This is a genomic window from Microbacterium paraoxydans (genome assembly GCF_018224615.1).
GTDB classification, from domain to species: domain Bacteria; phylum Actinomycetota; class Actinomycetes; order Actinomycetales; family Microbacteriaceae; genus Microbacterium; species Microbacterium paraoxydans_B.
Genome location: NZ_JAGTUK010000003.1, coordinates 45,889 through 68,108 on the forward strand (window position 1 = coordinate 45,889; position 22,220 = coordinate 68,108).

19 protein-coding genes are annotated in these 22,220 nt (G+C 69.2%); 14 read left to right on the forward strand and 5 right to left on the reverse strand.

The features are described from left to right. Nucleotides 1–29 precede the first annotated feature (29 nt). From KE274_RS10380 to KE274_RS10390, 3 genes are all read left to right on the forward strand, one after another. Entirely contained in the window at nucleotides 30–515 is a 486-nt protein-coding gene (locus tag KE274_RS10380; RefSeq protein ID WP_211543498.1) for an FHA domain-containing protein, read from the forward strand. Next, a complete protein-coding gene (gene ftsR, locus KE274_RS10385; protein ID WP_211543499.1) occupies nucleotides 515–1,201 on the forward strand; it encodes a transcriptional regulator FtsR in 687 nt (228 codons plus the stop codon). The genes KE274_RS10380 and ftsR overlap by 1 nt, the downstream gene beginning before the upstream one ends. 99 nt (nucleotides 1,202–1,300) lie before the next feature. Further along, complete coding sequence (locus KE274_RS10390) at nucleotides 1,301–1,846, forward strand: MerR family transcriptional regulator (protein WP_211543501.1); 546 nt, start codon at nucleotides 1,301–1,303, stop codon at nucleotides 1,844–1,846. A 65-nt stretch (nucleotides 1,847–1,911) separates the two neighbouring features. Here KE274_RS10390 and KE274_RS10395 read toward each other — a convergent pair whose 3' ends face one another. After that, on the reverse strand, nucleotides 1,912–2,724 hold the full coding sequence (locus KE274_RS10395) for a ParA family protein (RefSeq protein ID WP_211543503.1): 813 nt from the start codon (nucleotides 2,722–2,724) through the stop codon (nucleotides 1,912–1,914). Between the two features lie 93 nt (nucleotides 2,725–2,817). On the opposite strand from KE274_RS10395, the gene KE274_RS10400 reads away from it, so the two are divergent. The 3 genes from KE274_RS10400 (at nucleotide 2,818) to KE274_RS10410 (ending at nucleotide 8,654) form a co-directional block, all read left to right on the forward strand. Further along, nucleotides 2,818–6,225 carry a pyruvate carboxylase gene (locus tag KE274_RS10400; protein WP_211543505.1) on the forward strand — a complete coding sequence of 1,136 codons (3,408 nt, stop codon included), beginning with the start codon at nucleotides 2,818–2,820 and terminating at the stop codon, nucleotides 6,223–6,225. A gap of 66 nt (nucleotides 6,226–6,291) precedes the next feature. Continuing rightward, entirely contained in the window at nucleotides 6,292–8,163 is a 1,872-nt protein-coding gene (locus KE274_RS16555; RefSeq protein WP_307872187.1) for a MinD/ParA family ATP-binding protein, read from the forward strand. Continuing rightward, nucleotides 8,163–8,654, forward strand: a complete 492-nt coding sequence (locus KE274_RS10410) for a peptide deformylase (RefSeq protein WP_211543507.1) — start codon at nucleotides 8,163–8,165, stop codon at nucleotides 8,652–8,654. Before KE274_RS16555 ends, KE274_RS10410 begins: the two co-directional genes overlap by 1 nt. A gap of 51 nt (nucleotides 8,655–8,705) precedes the next feature. Here KE274_RS10410 and KE274_RS10415 read toward each other — a convergent pair whose 3' ends face one another. After that, the gene (locus KE274_RS10415) at nucleotides 8,706–10,538 is read right to left on the reverse strand and encodes an AMP-dependent synthetase/ligase (protein WP_211543508.1); all 1,833 of its coding nucleotides are present in this window, start codon (nucleotides 10,536–10,538) and stop codon (nucleotides 8,706–8,708) included. A gap of 146 nt (nucleotides 10,539–10,684) precedes the next feature. Here KE274_RS10415 and KE274_RS10420 point away from each other — a divergent pair, with 146 nt between their 5' ends. Both KE274_RS10420 and KE274_RS10425 read left to right on the forward strand, forming a co-directional pair. Then, nucleotides 10,685–11,374, forward strand: coding sequence for a lysophospholipid acyltransferase family protein (locus KE274_RS10420; protein WP_211543510.1), 690 nt, complete (start codon nucleotides 10,685–10,687; stop codon nucleotides 11,372–11,374). A gap of 47 nt (nucleotides 11,375–11,421) precedes the next feature. Further along, complete coding sequence (locus KE274_RS10425) at nucleotides 11,422–12,762, forward strand: class II 3-deoxy-7-phosphoheptulonate synthase (RefSeq protein WP_211543512.1); 1,341 nt, start codon at nucleotides 11,422–11,424, stop codon at nucleotides 12,760–12,762. A gap of 64 nt (nucleotides 12,763–12,826) precedes the next feature. Here KE274_RS10425 and pknB read toward each other — a convergent pair whose 3' ends face one another. Next, nucleotides 12,827–14,782: a Stk1 family PASTA domain-containing Ser/Thr kinase gene (gene pknB, locus KE274_RS10430; RefSeq protein WP_211543514.1), complete on the reverse strand. Its 1,956-nt coding sequence runs from the start codon at nucleotides 14,780–14,782 to the stop codon at nucleotides 12,827–12,829. A gap of 74 nt (nucleotides 14,783–14,856) precedes the next feature. After that, nucleotides 14,857–16,050 carry a LysM peptidoglycan-binding domain-containing protein gene (locus tag KE274_RS10435; RefSeq protein WP_211543516.1) on the reverse strand — a complete coding sequence of 398 codons (1,194 nt, stop codon included), beginning with the start codon at nucleotides 16,048–16,050 and terminating at the stop codon, nucleotides 14,857–14,859. Nucleotides 16,051–16,169: 119 nt separating this feature from the next. On the opposite strand from KE274_RS10435, the gene KE274_RS10440 reads away from it, so the two are divergent. Further along, complete coding sequence (locus KE274_RS10440; protein ID WP_307872188.1) at nucleotides 16,170–16,538, forward strand: Rv2175c family DNA-binding protein; 369 nt, start codon at nucleotides 16,170–16,172, stop codon at nucleotides 16,536–16,538. A 7-nt stretch (nucleotides 16,539–16,545) separates the two neighbouring features. On the opposite strand, the gene KE274_RS10445 is transcribed toward KE274_RS10440, so the two are convergent. Then, nucleotides 16,546–17,634: a polyprenyl synthetase family protein gene (locus KE274_RS10445; protein WP_307872189.1), complete on the reverse strand. Its 1,089-nt coding sequence runs from the start codon at nucleotides 17,632–17,634 to the stop codon at nucleotides 16,546–16,548. Nucleotides 17,635–17,730: 96 nt separating this feature from the next. Here KE274_RS10445 and KE274_RS10450 point away from each other — a divergent pair, with 96 nt between their 5' ends. The 5 genes from KE274_RS10450 (at nucleotide 17,731) to KE274_RS10470 (ending at nucleotide 22,193) form a co-directional block, all read left to right on the forward strand. Further along, nucleotides 17,731–18,105, forward strand: coding sequence for a DUF3040 domain-containing protein (locus KE274_RS10450; RefSeq protein ID WP_211543522.1), 375 nt, complete (start codon nucleotides 17,731–17,733; stop codon nucleotides 18,103–18,105). Nucleotides 18,106–18,359: 254 nt separating this feature from the next. Beyond that, nucleotides 18,360–18,791: a division/cell wall cluster transcriptional repressor MraZ gene (gene mraZ, locus KE274_RS10455; protein WP_211543524.1), complete on the forward strand. Its 432-nt coding sequence runs from the start codon at nucleotides 18,360–18,362 to the stop codon at nucleotides 18,789–18,791. Between the two features lie 103 nt (nucleotides 18,792–18,894). Then, complete coding sequence (gene rsmH / locus KE274_RS10460; protein ID WP_211543526.1) at nucleotides 18,895–19,833, forward strand: 16S rRNA (cytosine(1402)-N(4))-methyltransferase RsmH; 939 nt, start codon at nucleotides 18,895–18,897, stop codon at nucleotides 19,831–19,833. Next, entirely contained in the window at nucleotides 19,830–20,399 is a 570-nt protein-coding gene (locus KE274_RS10465; RefSeq protein ID WP_211543527.1) for a hypothetical protein, read from the forward strand. The genes rsmH and KE274_RS10465 overlap by 4 nt, the downstream gene beginning before the upstream one ends. 24 nt (nucleotides 20,400–20,423) lie before the next feature. Then, nucleotides 20,424–22,193: a peptidoglycan D,D-transpeptidase FtsI family protein gene (locus KE274_RS10470; RefSeq protein WP_211543529.1), complete on the forward strand. Its 1,770-nt coding sequence runs from the start codon at nucleotides 20,424–20,426 to the stop codon at nucleotides 22,191–22,193. The last annotated feature ends 27 nt before the right edge of the window (nucleotides 22,194–22,220 follow it).

Sequence of the window (22,220 nt, forward strand, 5' to 3'; positions counted from 1 at the left end):
CCGTTAGTCTGGACAGTCAGGAGGGCACAGTGACAGACAGCGACAGCCGACCGGCCGGTGAAGCCGCCATCCATCGCTCCGGCGACCAGAAGCACGATGTGACGCAGACGTTCGGACACGACTCCGACCTCTCGTTCGTGCCCTTCGGTGTGGAGTTGACAGATGTCGAGCAGTCGGCCATTGCGGCGCTGCCGTCCGGGTCCGCTCTTCTGCTCGTCCGGTCGGGCGCTCTGGCCGGAGCGCGGTACCTGCTCGACACCGATGTGACCACCGTCGGGCGTCACCCCGAGGCGGACATCTTCTTCGACGACGTGACCGTCTCGCGTCGTCACGCCGAGATCACGCGCAACGGCGCGGCGTTCGAGATCATCGACCAGCGCTCGCTCAACGGCACGTACGTGAACGGGGAGCGGGTCGACCGCAGCGCTCTGGTCGACGGCGCCGAGCTGCGCGTGGGCAAGTTCCGGTTGAACTTCTTCGCCTCGCCCCTCGATCGTCCGGCGGCGAACGCCTGATGGCGGCGACTTCCGCCCGCGAACGCTCGTCGTCCGCGGGCCTGTTGAGTATCGGTCAGGTGCTCGCTCGCCTCACGCCGGAGTTCCCCGACCTGACCTCCAGCAAGCTTCGTTTCCTCGAGGTACAGGGCATCGTCCGCCCCTCGCGCACGGAGTCGGGCTATCGCAAGTTCTCCACCGCCGACATCGAACGGCTGCGTCTCGGGCTCACCCTTCAGCGCGACCACTACCTCCCGCTGAGCGTCATCCGCGAGCAGCTGGACCAGGCCGAGGCGAACGGCGATGCGGCCGCGCTCGTGCCCCCGCCGTCGATCTCGCCGGCGCCACGCCGGTATCGGCGCGACGAGCTTCTGGCAGCGGCGGGAGCGGGACCCCAGCTGCTCAACGACGCCATCAGCACGGGCGTCATCACGGCGCAGGAGAGCTACCCGGAGAACACGGTGGCACTGCTGCGCGGACTCGTGGCTCTGGACCGTCACGGTATCGAGCCGCGTCACCTTCGTTCGCTGCGGCAGGGGGCCGAGCGGGAGGTGTCGCTGATCGAGTCGGCACTGTCGACTCTGCTCCGGCGCACGGACGCCCCGTCGCGCGCGCGGGCGAGCGAATTGGCTCCCGAGCTGGCGTCGCGGATCGACGATGTGCGGTCGCTGTTCGTGAAGGACGCGCTGTCGCGCATCCTTTCGTAACGAACTGATTGCGACACACCTTCCGCCTGTCGCGGATGTCGTTGCCGGTGCAGGGGCACTGCTCTACCGTGGAGATAACCGTTCCAGGGAGGATTTCAGATGAATGCGGATGAGCTCGCAGGCGACCCGCGGTTCGTGACCGAACTCCTCTTCACCGACGGTCTCCCGGCCATGGACGACGAGGTCGGTTACCGCGGTGCCGTGGCCGCTCGTGCCGCCGGCATCACCTACCGTCAGCTCGACTACTGGGCCCGCACCGAGCTGGTCGTGCCGACCGTCCGCGGTGCCAGTGGCTCCGGATCGCAGCGACTGTACGGCTTCCGCGACATCCTCGTTCTCAAGCTCGTCAAGAGCCTCCTCGACACAGGCATCTCCTTGCAGCAGATCCGTACCGCGGTGGAAGAACTGCGCCGGGCTGGCATCCGCGATCTGGCCGGGACGACGCTCATGAGCGACGGCGCCTCGGTGTATCTCTGCACGTCCAACGACGAGGTCATCGATCTCGTCAGCCGCGGCCAGGGCGTGTTCGGTATCGCCGTGGGCAAGGTGCTCCGCGAAGTGGAGTCGACGCTCGTCGCCTTCGACCCCACGGCTCCCGATCCGGTCGACGAGCTCTCGGCACGGCGGGCGAAGCGCTCCGCCTGAGCGGCGTCTCACCCCAATGAAGAACGGCCACCCTCGGAAGAGGATGGCCGTTTTCGTCGTCCAGGTCAGTTCTGCTGACCGTTCTCCGGCACCGGGATGCGGCCCGTGCGGATGATCCGGTCGAGCAGCTGGTCGAAGTCGGCTGCGAGTTCCTGCGCCGAGTCACCGGGCCAGATGTGCAGCGGCTTGGCTGCGCCCTGTGCCTGCTGCAGAGACGTGCGCTCCGGCAGCTGCGGAGAGAGGACGAGAGGTCCGAACATGTCGCGCAGTTCCTTGATGCGGAACTGGTGCTCGATGGACTGCGGGCGGACGCGGTTCACCACGATGCCGAGGGGCTGGAGTCGGGGAGACAGTCCGCGCCGGATCTCCTCGATGGCGCGAAGCGCGCGGTCGGCTGCCGCCACGGAGAAGAGCCCGGGCTCGGTCACCACCATCACGCGGTCGCTGGCGGCCCAGGCGGTGCGAGTCAGCGCATTCAGCGAGGGGGCGCAGTCGATCAGCACGAGGTCGTAGTCGGCCTCGACAGCGGCGAGGGCCTCTTCGAGCTTCCACACGTCGCGGACGCTCGGGTGGGGGCCGTCAAAGTTGATCGCGGACGGACTGCCGATCAGCACGTCGATGGTCCCGGGGTGGACCTTCGCCCAGCCGCTGGAGGTGATCGCCTGACGGACGGTCTTCTCCTTCGGGTTCGCCAGGACATCGGCGACGTTGAGTCGTCCGGCGACCTGGATGTCCATCCCGGTGGAGACGTCGGACTGCGGATCGAGGTCGACGACGAGCGTCCGGACGCCCCGGGCGAAAGCCGCAGAGGCCAGCCCGAGTGTCACGGTCGTCTTGCCGACGCCTCCCTTGAGAGAGCTGACGCTGAGTACGTGCACGGACACCACGTTACCTTCCCCTAGGCTGGGGGAACACTCAGCCCCGCCCATGCGCGTGCGTCGACGCCGCGCATCGAGCTCTCAGAGGTGTGCATGTTCCAGAAGATCCTTGTGGCGAATCGCGGCGAGATCGCGATCCGGGCATTCCGAGCGGCTGTGGAGGTGGGGGCGCGCACGGTCGCGGTGTTCCCCCATGAGGACCGCGGTTCGGTGCACCGGCTGAAGGCCGACGAGGCGTACGAGATCGGTGAACGCGGTCACCCGGTCCGCGCCTACCTGGACGTCGACGAGATCATCCGTGTCGCGCGAGAGTCGGGCGCCGATGCGATCTACCCCGGCTACGGCTTCCTGTCGGAGAACCCCGAGCTGGCGGAGAAGGCGGCCGCCAACGGCATCGTCTTCATCGGCCCGCCCGCGAAGGTGCTGGAGATGGCCGGCAACAAGGTCGAGGCCAAGCGCCACGCCATCGAGGCCGGGGTCCCCGTGCTGCGCTCGACCGAGGCCTCCGATGACGTCGACGCCCTCGTGGCGCAGGCGGAGGAGATCGGGTTCCCGTTGTTCGCCAAGGCCGTCGCCGGGGGCGGCGGCCGCGGCATGCGGCGCGTCGAGACTCTGGGCGATCTCGCGCCCGCGCTGGCCGAGGCGATGCGCGAGGCGGGGAGCGCGTTCGGCGATCCGCGCATGTTCCTCGAGCAGGCCGTGGTGCGTCCCCGCCACATCGAAGTGCAGATCCTCGCGGACAAGACCGGCGAGACCGTGCACCTTTTCGAGCGGGACTGCTCGGTGCAGCGGCGCCATCAGAAGGTCGTCGAGATCGCGCCTGCACCGAACCTCGATGATGAGGTGCGTCGCGCGCTGCACGGATACGCCGTCGCGTTCGCCCGGTCGATCGGATACGAGAACGCCGGCACGGTCGAGTTCCTGCTGGAGACCGCGGGGGAGCGCGCCGGCGAGGTCGTGTTCATCGAGATGAACCCGCGCATCCAGGTCGAGCACACGGTGACAGAGGAGGTCACCGATGTCGACCTCGTGCAGAGTCAGCTGCGCATCGCTGCCGGCCAGTCCCTCGCCGAACTCGGTCTGCAGCAGGAGAACCTGCACCTGCGCGGCGCCGCGCTGCAGTGCCGCATCACGACGGAGGACCCGACGCAGGGCTTCCGGCCCGACACGGGCAAGATCACCACCTACCGCTCGCCCGGCGGCGCAGGCATCCGGCTCGACGGCGGCACCGTGCACCAGGGGGCGCAGATCAGCCCGCACTTCGACTCGATGCTGGCGAAGCTCACGTGTCGCGGCCGGGACTTCCCCGCGGCGGTGGCTCGCGCGCGTCGGGCACTCGCGGAGTTCCGCATCCGCGGTGTGTCCACCAACATCCCGTTCCTGCAGGCCCTGCTCGATGACGCCGCGTTCGTTCGCGGTGATGTCAGCACCTCGTTCATCGATGAGCGGCCGGAACTGCTGCGGGGGCGCGTGTCCAAGGACCGTGGCACCAAGATCCTCAACTGGCTGGTCGACGTGACGGTCAACAAGCCGCACGGCGCCCACCCCGGCGTGGTCGACCCGGTCGCGAAGCTGCCGGCGATCGACCTCACCACGGAGCCGCCGGCCGGGTCCCGTCAGCGTCTGCTCGAACTCGGTCCGGAGGGATTCGCCCGCAGCCTCCGCGCGCAGACCGCGCTCGCCATCACCGACACCACGTTCCGCGACGCGCACCAGTCACTGCTGGCCACCAGGGTGCGCACGAGGGATCTCGTCGCCGCCGCACCGTACCTCGCCCGGCTCACCCCTGGACTGCTCTCGGTCGAGGCCTGGGGTGGTGCGACGTATGACGTGGCATTGCGGTTCCTGGGCGAGGATCCGTGGGAGCGGCTGGACAAGCTGCGGGCGGCGCTCCCGAACGTCGCGATCCAGATGCTGCTGCGCGGGCGCAACACGGTCGGCTACACGCCCTACCCGACCGCGGTGACACAGGCGTTCGTGGCGGAGGCGGCGGCGAGTGGCGTCGACATCTTCCGCATCTTCGACGCGCTCAACGACGTGGAGCAGATGCGACCGGCGATCGAAGCGGTCCGCAGTACCGGCACGGCCGTCGCCGAGGTCGCTCTCTGCTACACCGGCGATCTGCTCGACCCGGCCGAGGAGCTCTACACCCTCGACTACTACCTCGGTCTCGCGGATCAGATCGTCGCCGCGGGCGCACACATCATCGCGATCAAGGACATGGCGGGACTGCTGCGTCCCGCGGCCGCCGCGAAACTGGTGGCCGCGCTGCGCGAACGGTTCGACCTCCCCGTGCACCTGCACACGCACGACACCCCGGGGGGTCAGCTCGCGACGCTCCTCGCCGCCAGCGCGGTGGGTGTGGACGCCGTCGACGCAGCTTCCGCTCCGCTGTCGGGCACCACGAGCCAGCCGTCGCTGTCGTCGCTCGTGGCGGCGCTTGCGCACACCGATCGCGACAGCGGCCTGTCGCTCGCAGCCGTGTCCGACCTGGAGCCGTACTGGGAGGCGGTGCGGCGGCAGTATGCGCCGTTCGAGTCGGGGCTGCCGGGACCCACGGGCCGCGTCTACCACCACGAGATCCCGGGCGGCCAGCTCTCGAACCTGCGCCAGCAGGCGAAGGCTCTGGGCCTGGCGGACGACTTCGAGCTGATCGAGGACATGTACGCCGCCGCCGACCGGATCCTCGGTCGCGTGCCCAAGGTCACACCGTCGTCGAAGGTCGTCGGCGACCTCGCTCTGCATCTCGCCGCCGTGAAGGCCGACCCCGCTGACTTCGAGGCGCACCCTGAGAAGTACGACGTTCCGGACTCGGTCGTCGGTTTCATGGCGGGCGAGCTGGGGGACCTGCCGGGCGGGTGGCCGGAGCCGTTCCGTTCCAAGGTGCTGGCCGGTCGCTCGGTGCGCGCGGGGGTCACGGCACTGACCGCGGAAGACGAGGCCGACCTGGCGGGGTCGAGTGAACAGCGCCGTTCCCGGCTCAACACCCTCCTGTTCCCGGCGCCGACTGCCGAGTTCCGCGAGCGCCGCGAGCTGTTCGGCGACCTGTCGGTGCTCGACACGAGCGACTACCTGTACGGGCTCGTACCCGGGCAGGAGCACCTGATCGAGATCGACCGCGGTGTGCAGCTGTACGTGGGTCTGGAGGCGATCGGCGATGCCGACGACCGGGGCATGCGCACGGTGATGACCACGCTGAACGGGCAGTTGCGTCCCGTGTTCGTGCGCGACCGCTCGATCGTGGTGGACGCCCACGAGGTGGAGAAGGCGGACACGTCCGTGCCCGGTCAGGTCGCGGCTCCGTTCTCGGGGGTCGTCACGTTGAAGGTCGAGGTCGGTGCGCCCGTCCGGGCGGGAGAGCCGGTTGCGTCGATCGAGGCGATGAAGATGGAAGCGGCGATCACGGCCCCTGTCGACGGCGTGGTCGAACGGCTCGCGATCGCGGAGACCCAGCAGGTCGACGCGGGAGATCTTTTGGTCGTGATCCGTCCGTCGCACTAATCTTGTGCGGGCGAGGCCGCGCACTGCGTTGCGCACCCGAGGCCCCGCACAGGCTTGGAGTGACACGTGACCACGAAGAAGACAGACGACCCCGAGGAGAATCCGCTGGGGGTGCTGGACGACACCGGGTCGATCGACACGGCGGGGATCAGCATCCTCGGCGGAACCGCGCAGGTCCGCGTGACGCTGCCGATCGAAGAGGACGATGATCTCGTCGACGACAGCGTGGTGGAGGGCGAGGTCGTCGGCGAGCTGCTCATCGACGAGCTCACCCTCCCGGGCGCTACCGTCCCGGTCCCTGCCTCGGCGATCACCATCAGCTCGACGTCACCGGTCGAGGGGGCCGCGCCGGCGGCGGAGTCGCCCGGTGTTCCGCCGACAGCCGCGGATGCGGCACCCGCGGCACGTGCAGCGCTCCCTCCGGAGTTTCCGGCGGACGGGGAGCCTGAAGTGACGGCAGAGGCGACCACCCCCGCGCCCGCGAGCGTCGACACCTCAGAGCCGGTCGAACCGTCCGTCACGAAGCCCTCGCCGGAACCGGAAGTGCAGGGTCCGGAAGCAGCGGACGGGGAGGCGGAGCTGCGGGAAGCAGACGCCGAGGCGCCGCTCGTCGACGTTATCGTCGAGGACGTGGACGAGGACGAGGACGAGGACGAGGACGAGCAGCCGGAGCCGGATCCGTCCGCGCACGACGAGATCCGTGAGGCCGTTGTGATCGAGCCGACCCCTCACGGAGCGGCCTCGGATGGGGCCGATGACTCTGCGCGAGCCGCGGAGGAGGAGGCGGCCGCCGCGCGCTTCATCGCGAAGGCGGACGCTGACGCGGTCGCCGATCGCGCTGCTTCGTCCGTCGTCCCTGGATCATCGCCCCGGAAGGAGCCCAGGATGTCCACGCCCGACAATCGGTCCGTCGTCCGCCAGACGCCGCGCGCCGCTGCCGCCCCCGAGGTCACGCTCGCCTCGAAGCGTCTGGGTGAGCTCAGCGAGGCGGCGCGGGAGTCGGCAGATCTGCTCACGGCCGATCGCCTGCTCGATCCGCATCACGTCAGCAAGCCCGAGCCGGAGGGTGGCTGGAGCCACTTCCTCTACACGGTCTCCGGACGCCGGATCAACATCGGCGACGGGCGACGTGCACGCGAGCGCAAGGCGCTCACAGCGCGGATCGGTGCGCCGTTGACGGGCGGCGCGCGCTTCATCCCGGTGCTGTCCCGCAAGGGCGGAGTGGGCAAGACCACCATCACCGCGCTGCTCGGCATGGCCCTCGCGGACGCTCGCGAGGACCGCGTGATCGCGGTGGACGCCAACCCCGACCGGGGCACTCTCGCTGACCGCGTCGCACGCCCTCAGCACGGCAAGTCCGTGCGGGACCTCGTTCGCATCCGTGACGAGGTGCGCGGATACCACGACATCTCCGCGATCGTGGCGCGGGATGCGACGAGGCTCGACGTGCTCGCGTCCGACGCCGACCCGCACGTGGCCGAGGCGTTCAGTGACACGGACTACCGTGATGTCGCCGCGGTCGCCGCGCACTACTACTCGCTCGTGCTGACCGACACCGGCACCGGCATCGTGCACTCGGTGATGTCGGCCACGCTCGACCTCGCCGATCAGCTCGTGATCGTGTCGGGGCTGAGCGTGGACGAGGCGCGCCTGGCGTCCGAGACACTCACGTGGTTGGAGACCAACGGGTACACCGAGCAGGCCCGTGACGCGATCGTGGTGCTCAACCAGTCGACGCCGGGCACCCCGCTCGTGCGGCTCAACGAGCTGCAGGCGCACTTCGCCACGCGCGTGCGCAGCGTGGTCCGCGTTCCCTACGACCCGCAGATCGCCGGGGGCGGCAGCATCGTGTTCGCGAACCTGCTGCCCGAGACCCGCACGGCCGCGCGGGAGCTCGCGGCTCTCCTGGTCGAGGGCCTGCGGGCGAGGGCCGCCTGATGGCAGTCCGCGAGATCCGGATCTTCGGCGACCCGGTCCTGCGTACGGTGTGCGCCCCCATCGATGAGATCGACGACGGCGTGCGCGCGCTGGTCACGGACCTGGTCGACACCGTGGAGCTGCCGGGACGTGCCGGGGTGGCTGCCCCGCAGATCGGTGTGGCTGTCCGGGCGTTCAGCTACAACATCGACGGCGAGATCGGTTACGTGCTCAACCCCGTGCTGACGGAGGTCCGCGGCGAGCCCGAGCCCACGGGGGAGGGATGCCTCTCTGTCCCCGGTCTCTGGCACGATGCCCAGCGGTACCCCTGGGCCAGGGTGGAAGGCATCGACCTCGACGGGCAGCCGGTCGTGCTCGAGGGCGATGGACTGCTGGCTCAAGCGCTCCAGCACGAGACGGATCACCTCGACGGCAAGCTCTTCCTCACCCGGCTCGATCCGGAGACACGCAAGGTCGCGATGCGCCAGGTGCGCGAGAGCTCCTGGTTCTGACACACACAAGAAGGGCCCCGCGATCGCGGGGCCCTTCTTGTTCGGTGCGCGTCAGCCGCCGATGGCGACGTTGGTCGTGGCGACCGGCTCGTCGTAGATCGCGGCGATCTCGTCGGCGAAGTCGTTCATGATGATGTTGCGCTTGATGGAGAGCTTCGGCGTGAGGTGGCCGGAGGCTTCGGTCCACTCGGAGTCGAGGATCGTGAACTTGCGGATCGACTCGGCCCGCGAGACCCGCTGGTTGGCGGCGTCCACCGCGCGCTGCACCTCGGCGCGCACGGCCGGGTTGGCGGCCGCGTCGGCGAGCGACATCTTCTCGTCGAGCCCGTTGTTCGCGAGCCAGGTCGGCAGCATCTCCGGGTCGAGCGTCACGAGCGCGGAGATGAAGGGACGCTGGTCGCCCACCACGACGACCTGACCCACGATGGGGTTGGCGCGGATGGGGTCCTCGAGTGCAGCGGGGGCGACGTTCTTGCCGCCCGCGGTGACGATGATCTCCTTCTTCCGCCCCGTGATGGTGAGGAAGCCCTCGGAGTCGAAGCTTCCGATGTCACCGGTGTGGAACCAGCCGCCCTCGCTGAACGCTTCCGCGGTGGCCTCCGGGTTGTTCCAGTACTCCTTGAAGACGTTGATGCCGCGCACCTCGATCTCGCCGTCGTCTGCGAGCCGGATCCCGACACCGGGGAGGGCGGGGCCGACCGTGCCGATCTTGGACTTGTCCGCGAGGTTGACGGTGGCCGGGGCAGTGGTCTCGGTGAGGCCGTAGCCCTCGAGGATGACCACGCCCAGGCTGTGGAAGAAGTGGCCGAGCCGGGCGCCTAGCGGTGCGGAGCCCGACACGGCGTAGACGACGTTGCCTCCCATGGCCTCGCGCAGCTTGCTGTAGACGAGCTTGTTGAACAGGGCGAACTTCAGCTTCATGCCGAACGGGATCTTCTTGCCCTCTTCGAGCAGGCGCGAGTGCTCGATCGCGACGTCGGCGGCGGCGCGGAAGATCTTGCCCTTGCCGCCGGCCTCGGCCTTCTGCTCGGCCGAGTTGTACACCTTCTCGAACACGCGGGGAACGGCGAGGAGGAAGGTGGGCTTGAACGAGCCGAGGGCGGGAAGAAGCTGGCGCGTGTCGGGCTGGTGGCCCGTGCGCACGCCGGCGTGGATGTTGAGGATCGAGATGAAGCGGGCGAACACGTGCGCGGTGGTGATGAACAGCAGCGTGGAGGAGCCGGGCGTCTGCACGACCTCGTCGAGTGCCTTCGCCGCGTTGCGGGACAGCTCGACGAAGTTGCTGTGCGTGAGCACGCACCCCTTGGGGCGCCCGGTGGAGCCGGACGTGTAGATGAGGGTCGCGATGTCGGAGGCGACCGCGAGGTTGCGGCGACGGTCGATCTCCTCGTCCGGGATCGTCGCGCCCTGCGCGGTGAGCGTGTCGATCGCGCCGAGGTGCAGCTGCCAGACTTCGCGCAGCAGGGGAAGTTCGCTGCGCACCTCGTCGACACGGGCGAAGTGCTCCGGAGACTCGACGATCAGTGCGATGGCGCCGGAGTCCTCGAGGATCCACTGGATCTGCGAGGGGGAGCTGGTCTCGTAGATCGGCACCATCACGGCGCCGGCGTAGAACAGGGCGAAGTCGATGAGTGTCCACTCATAGGTGGTGCGGGCGAGGAAGCCGACCTTCTCGCCGGGCTGGATGCCGGCCGCGGCGAAGCCCTTGGCCAGGGCGATGACCGCGGTCTGGAAGTCGGCGGCGGAGATGTCGCGCCAGCCGTCGCCCTGCGGGACGGAGAAGAGGGCGCGGTCGGGCGTGGCACGCACGCGCTCTGCGAGCAGGTCGGCGACGTTCGCGTCGGGATCGGCGGGGACGATCGCGGGGACTTCAAACTGGACCACGGCAGCTCCTTCGGTACCGGTCGGGCACGGGCGTTGGTCCGAGTCTAGGGCATGGCACCGGGTCGCGCTCAGTGTGAAACTGAGTCGCGAAGAGGCGAAGCTGGGGGCTGGGGGCGAACGATGCGGCGGCGCTAGACTTCACCTCGATGTTCTACTGGCTGATGAAGTACGTCGTGATCGGCCCCGTGGTCAAGGCGGTGTTCCGCCCGTGGATCGTGGGCCGGAAGAACGTGCCCTCGAGCGGTGCGGCGATCCTCGCCAGCAACCACCTCTCGTTCGCCGACTCCATCTTCCTGCCGCTGATGATCGACCGCCCGATGTCGTTCCTCGCCAAGAGCGATTACTTCACCGGGCGCGGCCTCAAGGGATGGTCGACCAAGTTCTTCATGAAGGCGACAGGGCAGCTGCCCATCGACCGCTCGGGCGGCAAGGCCTCGGAGGCGTCCCTCAACACCGGCCTGCAGGTGCTCGGCCGTGGCGAACTCCTCGGTATCTACCCGGAGGGCACCCGCAGCCCCGACGGCAAGCTCTACCGCGGACGCACCGGCATCGCGCGGATGGCGCTCGAAGCCAAGGTGCCCGTGGTCCCGGTCATCATGGTCGACACCGACACCGCGATGCCGATCGGACGCCGTGTCCCGCGCATCATGCGGGTCGGGATCGTGATCGGGGAGCCGCTCGACTTCTCGCGCTACGCGGGCATGGAGAACGACCGCTACATCCTGCGATCCGTCACCGACGAGATCATGGTGGCACTCCAGCGACTGGGGCAGCAGGAGTACGAGGACGTCTACGCCTCGACGGTGAAAGACCGTCTCCCGGCGCGCGTCACATAGCCTCCGCGGCGCATCTCGGTGCCCCTGCCGACCAGTAGGCTGGACGCATGCTTCCGCACCACATCGATGCCCTTGATGCCTGGCGCTCGCTTCCCATCAAGCAGCAGCCGCAGTGGCCAGACACCGACCGCGTCGCCGACGTCTCCCGGCAGATTGCCGCGCTCCCGCCCCTGGTCTTCGCGGGCGAGGTCGACAACCTCCGCGACCGCCTCGCGCGGGCTGCCTCTGGTCAGGCCTTCCTGCTCCAGGGCGGCGACTGCGCCGAGACGTTCGCGGGTGCCACGGCGGAGCAGATCCGCAACCGCATCAAGACGGTCCTGCAGATGGCGGTCGTGCTCACGTACGGTGCCTCGATGCCGGTCGTGAAGATGGGACGCATGGCGGGGCAGTTCGCCAAGCCGCGCTCGAGCGACACCGAGACCCGGGGCGAGGTCACGCTCCCGGCCTACCGCGGCGACATCGTCAACGGTTACGACTTCACGGAGGGCTCGCGTCAGGCCGACCCCGGTCGTCTGCTGCAGGGTTACCACACCGCCGCGTCGACGCTGAACCTCATCCGCGCGTTCACGCAGGGTGGTTTCGCCGACCTGCGCGAAGTGCACTCGTGGAACAAGGGCTTCGCCCAGAACCCGGCGAACCAGCGTTACGAGCGCATGGCGGCCGAGATCGACCGCGCCATCAAGTTCATGGAGGCTGCAGGCGCGGACTTCGACGAGCTCAAGCGGGTCGAGTTCTTCACCGGTCACGAGGGTCTCCTGATGGACTACGAGCGGCCGATGACGCGGATCGACTCCCGCACGGACACCCCGTACAACACCTCCGCCCACTTCCTGTGGATCGGTGAGCGCACGCGCGAACTTGATGGAGCGCACGTCGACTACTTCTCCAAGATCCGCAACCCGATCGGCGTGAAGCTCGGCCCGACCACCACGCCGGAAACGGCTCTCGCGCTGATCGACAAGCTCGATCCCGAGCGCGAGCCTGGGCGCCTCACGTTCATCACGCGCATGGGGGCGGGCAAGATCCGCGACGCGCTGCCGCCGCTGCTCGAGGCCGTCCGCGAGTCGGGTGCGCAGCCGCTGTGGGTCACCGACCCGATGCACGGCAACGGCATCACCACGCCCACCGGCTACAAGACCCGTCGCTTCGACGACGTGGTCGACGAGGTGCGCGGCTTCTTCGAGGCGCACCGCGCCGTCGGAACGTTCCCTGGCGGCATCCACGTCGAACTCACGGGCGACGACGTGACCGAATGTCTCGGTGGCTCGGAGCAGATCGACGAGGCCGCACTCGCGACCCGGTACGAGAGCCTGTGCGACCCGCGCCTGAACCACATGCAGTCGCTGGAGCTGGCATTCCTCGTGGCCGAGGAGCTCGAGAAGCGCTGACGCGGTGGACGCGTGAACGATGAAGGGGCCGGAACGATGTTCCGGCCCCTTCATCGTGTGCGGGTCAGCCCGCGAAGCCCATGGTGAGCGTGATCGTCGCGCCCTTGCGCTGCGGGTCGGAGGGGCTGTAGGACTCGACGCGCGTGTTCTGATTGGCGAGCAGATCCCAGACGGAGTCGGGGAGACCCGTGCTGCTCGTGTAGGCCCACTTGAACCCGGCGTCGCGCAGCGCCTTGGTCGCCTCGTCACGGGAGAGCCCGGACACGTCGGGGACATCGAACAGCGGCGGACCCTGGGAGATGATGAGCTGGACGGTCTCTCCCGGACGCCACGAGCCTTCCTCGCCGCGCTCCGCGATGCCGATCACCCGGTCCTTGCCGATCGTGTCGCTCGGCTGGAACTGGCTCTCGGAGTTGACCTTGAGGCCCTTGCTGGTGAGAGCGTCCGTTGCCTGGCCCACCGTCATGTCGCTCACGTCCGGCACGGGCCCGCGCGAGACCTGAATGGTCGCGGTGTCCTTCTCGAACACCGTGCACCCCTCGTCACAGCCATAGGCGTCGCCGCCCGCTCGCGGGGTGATGCGGACGTTGATGACCGAGCCGTCGGCGACGTCGGTGAAGTACTCCTCGTCGTCGGTGATCTCCAGGTTCGCCGCCTCCAGGGCCGCGCGCACGTCCGCAGCGGGCACGCCGGCCACGGCGGCGATGTCGTGCGAGGCCGGCCCGGCGGACACGACGACCGCGACGGTGGTCCCCTTGTCGAGACGCGAACCTTCGCCGGGGTCGGTCTCGATCACGGTGCCCTTCTCCACGTCCACGGAGAACTCGTCGCGTTGCGTTGGCACGAATCCCGCCTCGGTGAGCTCGGCGGCGGCCTGATCGTAGGTCTGACCCGCGACGGCGGGCACGGCGATGAGCGAGCCGGGACCCGAGCCGAACCACCAGCCGACACCGCCGGCCAGCACGGCCAGCAGCAGCACGAGGGACAGCAGGAAGGCTCCCCGTGCCCGGCGTTTGGCGGCGCGGCGCCGCAGGATCGTCGCGTTGTCCACCGTGCCGGCGGCGGGCGCTGCCGTGTCGGCGATCACCATCGTGCCCGGCATGACTTTGGTGAGGTCGCCCGAGTCGGCGGCGCTCTGCTGCGGAACCGTCGCCCGGGTCACGGCGGGGGAGATGCCGAGCTCTCGTTCGATGTCACGCAGGCGTTCGAGCATCTGCTGGGCATCGTCGGGACGCTCGTCCGGCGACTTCTCCGTGGCCCACAGCACGAGCTCGTCGAGCTGCTCCGGCACCGCGGGGTTGCGCACACTCGGCCGCGGCACGGACTCGGTGGCGTGCTGGAACGCGATCTGCATCGGCTGCTCGCCCTTGTAGGGCTGCTCTCCCACGAGCATCTCGTACAGCATGATGCCGAGCGCGTAGATGTCGCTGCGGGCGTCGGCCGTGCCGCGCGTCACGAGCTCCGGCGCGAGGTAGGCGATGGTTCCGAGCAGCTGCTGGCCGGTCGCCGTGTTCGCGGTCGTTGCGCGGGCCAGGCCGAAGTCGCCAATCTTGATGCGCCCATCCTCCGCGAGCAGCACGTTCTCCGGCTTGACGTCGCGGTGCACGATGCCGGCGCGGTGAGCGGCGGAGAGCCCGGCGAGGACGGCGTCCATGATCGTGATGGTCTGCGCGACGGTGAGGCGCTTCTGCTCGCGGAGCAGTTCCCGGAGGGTGATTCCGGGCAGATACTCCATGACCAGGTAGGCGAGCTCGCCGTCCTGACCCTGGTCGAAGACGTTCACGACGTGCGGATCGGCCAGACGCGCGGCAGCGCGAGCCTCTTGGATGAAGCGGCTCTGGAACGCGGAGTCGTCGCTCAGGTGCGCGTGCATGACCTTGAGGGCGATGCGCCGCTCGAGGCGGAGGTCGGTGGCGACGTACACCGTGGCCATCCCTCCGCGCGCGATCCGCGCGCGGACACGGTACCGACCGTCGACAAGCCGCCCGATGAGGGGGTCGGCCTGCTGATTGGTCGTCACGTCAGAATTCTAGGGAGGATTGCCTGAAAGCCCCGGGAGCGCCTCACCCCTGGAGCCCGGATTCGCGGGAGAGGTCAGCCGTACAGCGCGAGCCAGGCATAGGCCTGGGTCTCCCACTGACCGTACTTGTCGGGGTAGGCGGAGATCTGCACGGCCTGCGCCGCGGCGGTGAACGACAGGCTCTCCCACCCGGGGATGTCCAGGAGCCCACGCGTGACCGTGCCGTTGGGATCGGCGGGGCCGCCGTAGAACACGCGCGTGCTGCGTTCGGCGTCCATGATCTGGTCCGGTGTGCCCCAGCCGGTGCTCGGGCGCTGCTGGAAGATGCCGAGCGAATCGCGGTCGCCCCAGGCGAGATTGCGCAGACCGGATTCGACCATGCCGGTGGCCAGCGCCGTGGCGATCGCGCGGTCGGAGACGCCGAGCTCGCGACCGATACGGATGATGAGCGCGGCGTTGGCGGCTTGCTCAGCCGAGAGGGTGGCACTGAGCTGGCCGCCCGTCGCGGGCGCCGGTGCGGGGACGGTGGCGGGAGCCGGAGCGGCCTGGACGGCGATCCGCTGGCCCGGGTAGATGATCGATGACGGGCCGAGGCCGTTCAGGGCGAAAAGTGCTTGCGTCGTGGTGCCGTAGGCCTTCGCGATCCCGTACAGCGTGTCGCCCGCGGCGACGGTGTGCGTCGCGGCGGCTGCGGGTGCGGGTGCCGGTGCCGGGGCGGGTGCGGGTGCGGGTGTCGCGACGGGGGCGGTGGAGGAAGCGGCGATGGCGAGGGTCTGGCCCGGGTAGATGATCGAGGAGCGTGTGAGCCCGTTCGCGGAGAGGACGGCGTCGACGCTCGTGCCGTAGCGCTGCGCGATCGCGTAGACGGTGTCTCCCGCCACGACCGCATGAACGGTCGTCGCGGCGGGAGCCGGCGCGGGCGCGGGCGTCGCCGGCGTCGCAGGCTGGAGCGCGAGGGTCTGGCCCGGGTAGATGACCGAGCGCCACGAGAGCCCGTTCCAGGTCAGCACGTCGACCGTACGCAGTCCGAAGCGACCGGCGATCCCGGCGACGGTGTCACCGGGTTGGACCACGTAGGACACGGGTGCCGCCTGGGCGGGCACCGCGCGTGGGGGAGTGGTCCGCTGTCGTTCGTGCGGAGCGAGCGAGGTGTCGGGCACGGCGACGGCGGGCGTGGCGCTCAGTGTGGCCGCGAGAGCGCCTGCGATGGCGGCGGGCAGTCCCAGCGGCAGAGTTCGTGCGCGGCGAGCGGCGGTCTGAAGGTTCACGACGGGCCCCTTTCGAGCACTTCACGCTGACACGGATGTATAGGCATGTCAACAGAAGTGACAGAAGTGAACACTGTGACAGGAGTGCCGGAATGCGTCAGAGAGGCAGAGGTGAGATAGTGGGCAACGTGTCTGAGAACGTTGCTGCATCGCCCGAAGCCGCCGCCGTCGAGTGGCTGACGCTGCCCGATCTCGTCGAGGTCCTCGGTGAGCCGCTGGGGCGCGTCCGCCGACTGATCGACGATCACCACCTGGTCGGTTCGCGACGGACCGGCGTGTTCGCCGTGCCGTCGGTGTTCATCGTCGACGGACACCCGCTGAGTTCGCTGCGCGGAACCGTGATCGTCCTGCAGGACGCGGGCTTCAGCGACGACGAGCTCATCGACTGGCTGCTGGCGGAGGAGGAGACCCTCGGGCGCTCGCCCATCGCGTCGCTGCTCGCGGGGCACAAGAGCGAGGTCCGCCGCCTCGCGCGCACCCTGGCCTGAGTGCGCGTCAGGCCGAGCGCACCGTGGCTGCTCGGCCCAGCTCGCGCAGGTCGCCGACCGCCGCGTTGTCCAGTGGCGCGCCCGCCAGTGCCCTGTCGGCCTCGTGCGCGTACGCGGTGATCATGTCCTCGACGCGCGCGAGCGCGCCGGAGTCCGTGATGGTCGACTGCAGGGCAGCTACCTGCTGTGCACTCAGTTCCGGGTCGCCGAGCAGCTCGTCGAGGAGGTTCCGCGCTGGCGCATCCAGTGCGGCGCGGGTGAGGGCGATGAGCACCGTCCTCTTGCCTTCGCGAAGGTCGTCGCCGGCGGGCTTGCCCGTCACCGCGCTGTCGCCGAACACGCCCAGCACGTCGTCGCGCAGCTGGAAGGCCAGGCCCACCGGGTGACCGAAGCGCCGTAGCGCGGCCAGCTGCGTCTCATCCGCGCCGGCGAAGGCGGCGCCGAGCACGAGCGGCTGCTCGATGCTGTACCTGGCGGACTTGAGCGACGCGATGCGCAGTGCGCGCTCGGCGTGCTCCTCGGCCGGGCTGACGCTCCACGCGGACTCTTCCGCGATGTCGAGGTACTGCCCCGTCGTCACATCACGCCTCATCCGCGCATACTCCGCACGGACGGCCGGGGCGTGCGGGTGTCCGTCGAGCGCCGACTCCAGCAGATCGTCGCTCCATGCCACCAGAAGGTCTCCGAGCAGGACGGCGGCGGCGCGACCGAACTCCTCGGCGTCTCCGCTCCACCGGGCTGCGCGGTGCGCCGACTCGAGCGCGCGGTGAGCAGCGGGGCGGCCACGCCGGGTGTCCGAGTTGTCGATCAGGTCGTCGTGCACGAGGGCCGCGGACTGGAAGATCTCCAGCGCGGCGCAGAGGTCCCACAGCCGATCGTCCTCGGTCGCCGTGCGGTCGCGGAAGCGGGCGACAGCGCGCCACCCCGCGTGGCAGAAGCGCGCTCGGAGACGCTTGCCGCCCACGAGGGTTCCTGCCGCCATGTCGAGGAAGCCGGCGGCGTCGGGACCGTAGCCCGACGACTCTTCGCGCATGCGGGCGAGGAAGCCGTCCAGTCGCGCGGCGACGGCGTCGGGGACGGAGGAGACGGACGACACGACTCCCAGCATACGTAAAGGAACCAGGGGGTCCGACGCTAGCCCCGGACGCCTGTCGCGCGTAGACTGGAGGGCACCATACCCGAGGGGGACGAGATGCCACTCTCCGAACAGGAGCAACGTCTGCTCGACGAGATGGAACGCCATCTCCTGCACAATGACGCCGACGTGGTGAGCGCGCCGTCGGGTGATCGCGCGCTCAGCTATCGCAACCTTGTCTACGGTGCTCTTCTCCTGCTCGCGGGTGTCGGCGGGCTCGTCGTCGGCGTGATCCTCGGCGATGTGTGGGGGGTCGTCGTGGGCGTCATCGGATTCGCCGCCATGCTGGCCGGTGTGATGCTGGCCGTCACCCCCGTGCGTCGCACCGCTCCGGCGGAGCCGCGCCAGCGGTCCACCGCCAAGCGGCAGGACTCGTCGTCCTTCATGGATCGCATGAACGATCGATGGGATCGCCGCCAAGACGGACGGTGACCCCGCCCCCCTCTTCTGAGAAGCCCGGATGCTCTGCATCCGGGCTTCTGTCATGTGCGCGCTGTTTCCTCCACTGAGCCTCCACTGCCCTCCACCAGCCCTCCACCTCGTGCAGCCGCGCCGTTTCGCGGTTCTTTGGCGTGCCTGGGTCGATACCGCTGCGATTCAGGGTCATTTGCCGTAGGAATGTGGAGGAAAGTGGAGTAAAGTGGGGCGCACCTCGAGTTGGCCGGACGGAGAGGGGGTGAAGGCCGATGCTGCTGGGCACGCACTCACCGAAGCTGGACGACAAGGGACGGGTCATCCTTCCCGCGAAGTTCCGCGAGGACCTGGGCGGCGGCATCGTCGTCACCCGCGGTCAGGAGCGCTGCCTCTACGTCTTCAGCACGGCCGAGTTCGAGGCGATGCACGAGCGGATCCGGCAGGCGCCGCTCGCCAACAAGCAGGCGCGTGACTTCATGCGCATGTTCCTCTCCGGAGCAAGTGCGGAGATGCCCGACAGCCAGAACCGCATCACCATCCCCGCCCACCTGCGTCAGTACGCCGGTCTTCAGAAGGAGCTCATCGTGACCGGAGTCGGTGCGCACGCCGAGATCTGGGACGCGGAGAGCTGGAACGCCTACCTCGCCGCTGGCGAGGAGACCTACGCCGAGCTCGAGCAGGAGGTGATTCCGGGACTGTTCTGACCACGGCTGTGATGCCCCGCCGCTCCCGCCCCGACACACTTCCCCGGTGCCGGGTCGAGAAGCGGAGGGGGATCAGAGCCGAAGGTCGGCCCCGAGAGAGATCATGAGCCTTCGCGACATCCACACCCCCGTCCTGCTCGACCGCTGCGTCGAGCTGCTCGCGCCCGCCCTCCAGGAGGACGGCGCGGTGCTCGTCGACGCCACGCTCGGCATGGGCGGCCATTCCGAGGCACTCCTGGAGCGGTTCCCCGGCATCCGCCTGATCGGACTCGACCGCGACACCGACGCGCTGCGGATCGCGGGGGAGCGGCTCGCCCGGTTCCGCGACCGCATCACCCTCGTGCACGCGGTCTACGACGAGATCGGTCTGCACGCTCAGGGAGCGGCGGGCATCCTGTTCGACCTCGGCGTCTCCTCGCTGCAGCTCGACGAAGCCGAGCGCGGCTTCGCGTACGCCAAGGACGCACCTCTGGACATGCGGATGGACCAGACGAAGGGCATCACCGCCGCCGACGTCGTCGCGACCTACAGCGAGGGGAACCTGCGCCGGATCTTCGAGCGCTACGGCGAGGAGAAGCTCGCGGGGCGATACGCCCGTTTCATCGTCGAGACGCGGCAGAAGCAGCCGATCACGCGGTCGGGCGAGCTCGTCGAGATCCTCGTCGCGGCGACCCCTGCAGCCGCCCAGCGTGCAGGGCACCCCGCCAAGCGGGTGTTCCAGGCGCTGCGGATCGAGGTCAACGCGGAACTGAATGTGCTGGCCGACGCGATCCCGTCGGCCATGGACGCCCTCGCGATCGGCGGCCGCATCGTGGTGATGTCGTATCAGTCCCTGGAAGACCGCCTGGTCAAGCAGGCGTTCGCGGCGGCGTCCGCCTCCACAGCCCCCGCCGGGCTGCCGGTGGAGCTGCCGGAACACGCCCCGCGGTTCCGCATCCTCACCAAGGGGGCGGAACTCGCCGACGACGAAGAGCGCGCTCGCAACCCGCGAGCGATCCCGGTGCGCCTGCGCGCCGCTGAGAAGGTGCGGGAGAGCGCATGAGCATGAACGCAGTACGCACGGCGGCCCGTCCGCTTCCCTCCGAGGCGCCTCAGCGCGCACCGGAGCGTCGTCTCCAGCCGGTCACCCGTCCGGCCGTGCGCCGCAAGCCCAAGCTCGCCTACGCGCTGGTCGCCCTCGGCGGCGCCCTCGCGATCGGTGCCGCCCAGGTCGGGCTGTCGCTCGCGATCACGCAGGACTCGTTCACGCTCGCCGGGCTGGCGTCCCAGCAGCGGGAGCTCGACCTTCACACGCACGCGCTGCAGGAGGAACTCACCGGGCTCAGCTCGCCGCAGGTGCTCGCCAGCAACGCGGCAGCCCTCGGGATGGTGGTCGCGGGCTCCCCGTCCTACCTCCGTCTCAGCGACGGGGCCGTCTTCGGGACGGGCGCCGGCGCCGACTGGACGTCGACCGTCGACCCGAACGGCTCGGCCGCGGTCGGGAACGTGCTGGTCACCGAGAACGCGCCGCCCGCGGGGCAGGCAGAGGACGCGGACGGTGGAACCTCGCCCGCGCAGGATCTTCCACCGGCCATCACCGACGGCCTCCCCAGCCCCACCACCCACTGATCGCAACGACCACGGAGAGATCCCATGACGACACGAGCCACGCGCGGACCGCGGCGACGCACTGTCGTCGCCCTCGCTGTCATCCTCTCGGTCCTGGGAGCGTTCGTCGTCCGCCTCGTCGACATCCAGGTCGTGAGTGCGGACGAGCACGTCTCCCAGTCACTCGAGCACATCGGGGCCGGTAACACGATCCCTGGCCAGCGCGGCTCGATCGTCGACTCCGGGGGCAGCGTGCTCGCGTCGAGCGTCATGGTCTACGACGCCCAGCTGAGCCCGCAGGTGATCATGCTCGTCGAGGAGAAGAACCCGAAGCTGCCGTGGGCCGAGGCCTCGGAGAAGATCGCCGCGATCACGGGCCAGACCGGAGACGAAGTGCGGGCCCTCGTCTCGAACGCCCTCGCTGAGAACCCCGACAGCCAGTACGCGCCGCTCAAGAAGGGCCTCAACACCGAGCAGTACATCGCGCTGCGCGACCTCGGCATCGGCTCCTATCTGTCGCTCAAGCCGCGCGAGACGCGCGTGTACCCGAACGGCGCCGTCGCCGGGAACATTCTCGGCTTCCTCGACAACACCGGGGAGGCGAAGGCGGGCGTCGAGCAGCTCGAGGAGACCTGCCTCGCGCCGATCGACGGCGAGGAGACCTACCGCAAGGGCAAGGACGGCGTCGTCATCCCGGGCAGCGAGAAGGTCGTCGACGCTGTGGACGGCGGCACCGTCCAGCTCACGATCAACAGCGACCTGCAGTGGTACCTGCAGCAGATGATCGGCGAGGAGGCGCAGAAGCAGGGCGCCAAGGGCGGCACCGTCACGGTCGTCGAGGTTGCCACGGGCAAGATCCGCGCGGCCGCCGAGTGGCCGGCCATGGACCCGAACGACCTGGACTCCTCGACGCCGGAGACGCGCTACAGCCAGATCTTCCATCGCGACTTCGAGCCCGGATCCACCTTCAAGGCCATCACCGCGGCCGCCGCGATCGAGGGGGCGGGCCTCACGCCGCTGAGCACCGTGACGGCCTCGTCGCGCGAGACGTTCCCGAACGGGGCGGTCATCAACGACGCCTTCTCCCACCCGGCGTACAACTACACGCTCGCGGGCGGACTGATCGACTCCTCGAACGTCGCGCTGTCGAAGTTCGGCACCATGGTGTCGCCCGAGGTGCGCTACGACTACCTGCAGCGCTTCGGCGTCGGCGAGAAGACGCTCGACTTCCCGTCCGAGGTGTCCGGGCTGCTGCACCCCGTCAAGGACTGGGACAGCCAGTCGCTGTACACGACCACGTTCGGTCAGTACTTCACGGTGACCGCGCCCCAGCTGGCCGGCGCGTACCAGGCGATCGCGAACGGCGGCGAGAAGATCGACCTGTCGCTCGTGGAGTCGTGCACGGGCTCCGACGGCACGGTCTCCGAGGTGAAGAAGCCCAAGCACGAGCAGATCATCGCCCCGCAGACCGCGGCCGACCTGACCCGCATGCTCGAGAACGTGGCGGTGCAGGGCGGCAACGCCGATCGCATCCAGGTTCCCGGCTACCGCGTGACCAGCAAGACCGGTACCGCGCAGGTCTCCGACGGCAACGGCGGCTACAAGGCGGGCGTGTACTACACGAGCATGGTGGGCTTCGCTCCGGTCGACGATCCGCAGTACGTCGTCGTGGTCACCCTCGACGAGCCGACTAAGGTTGTATCGTCCGCGGCCACCGCATCCGCCTTCCAGAAGGCGATGACCCAGGTGATGAAGACCTATCGCGTGATGCCGTCCTCTGTCCCGATGGACGCGCTCCTCCCCAAGTTCGGATAGTCGGCGAGAGCCGCGCATGGAGATGAC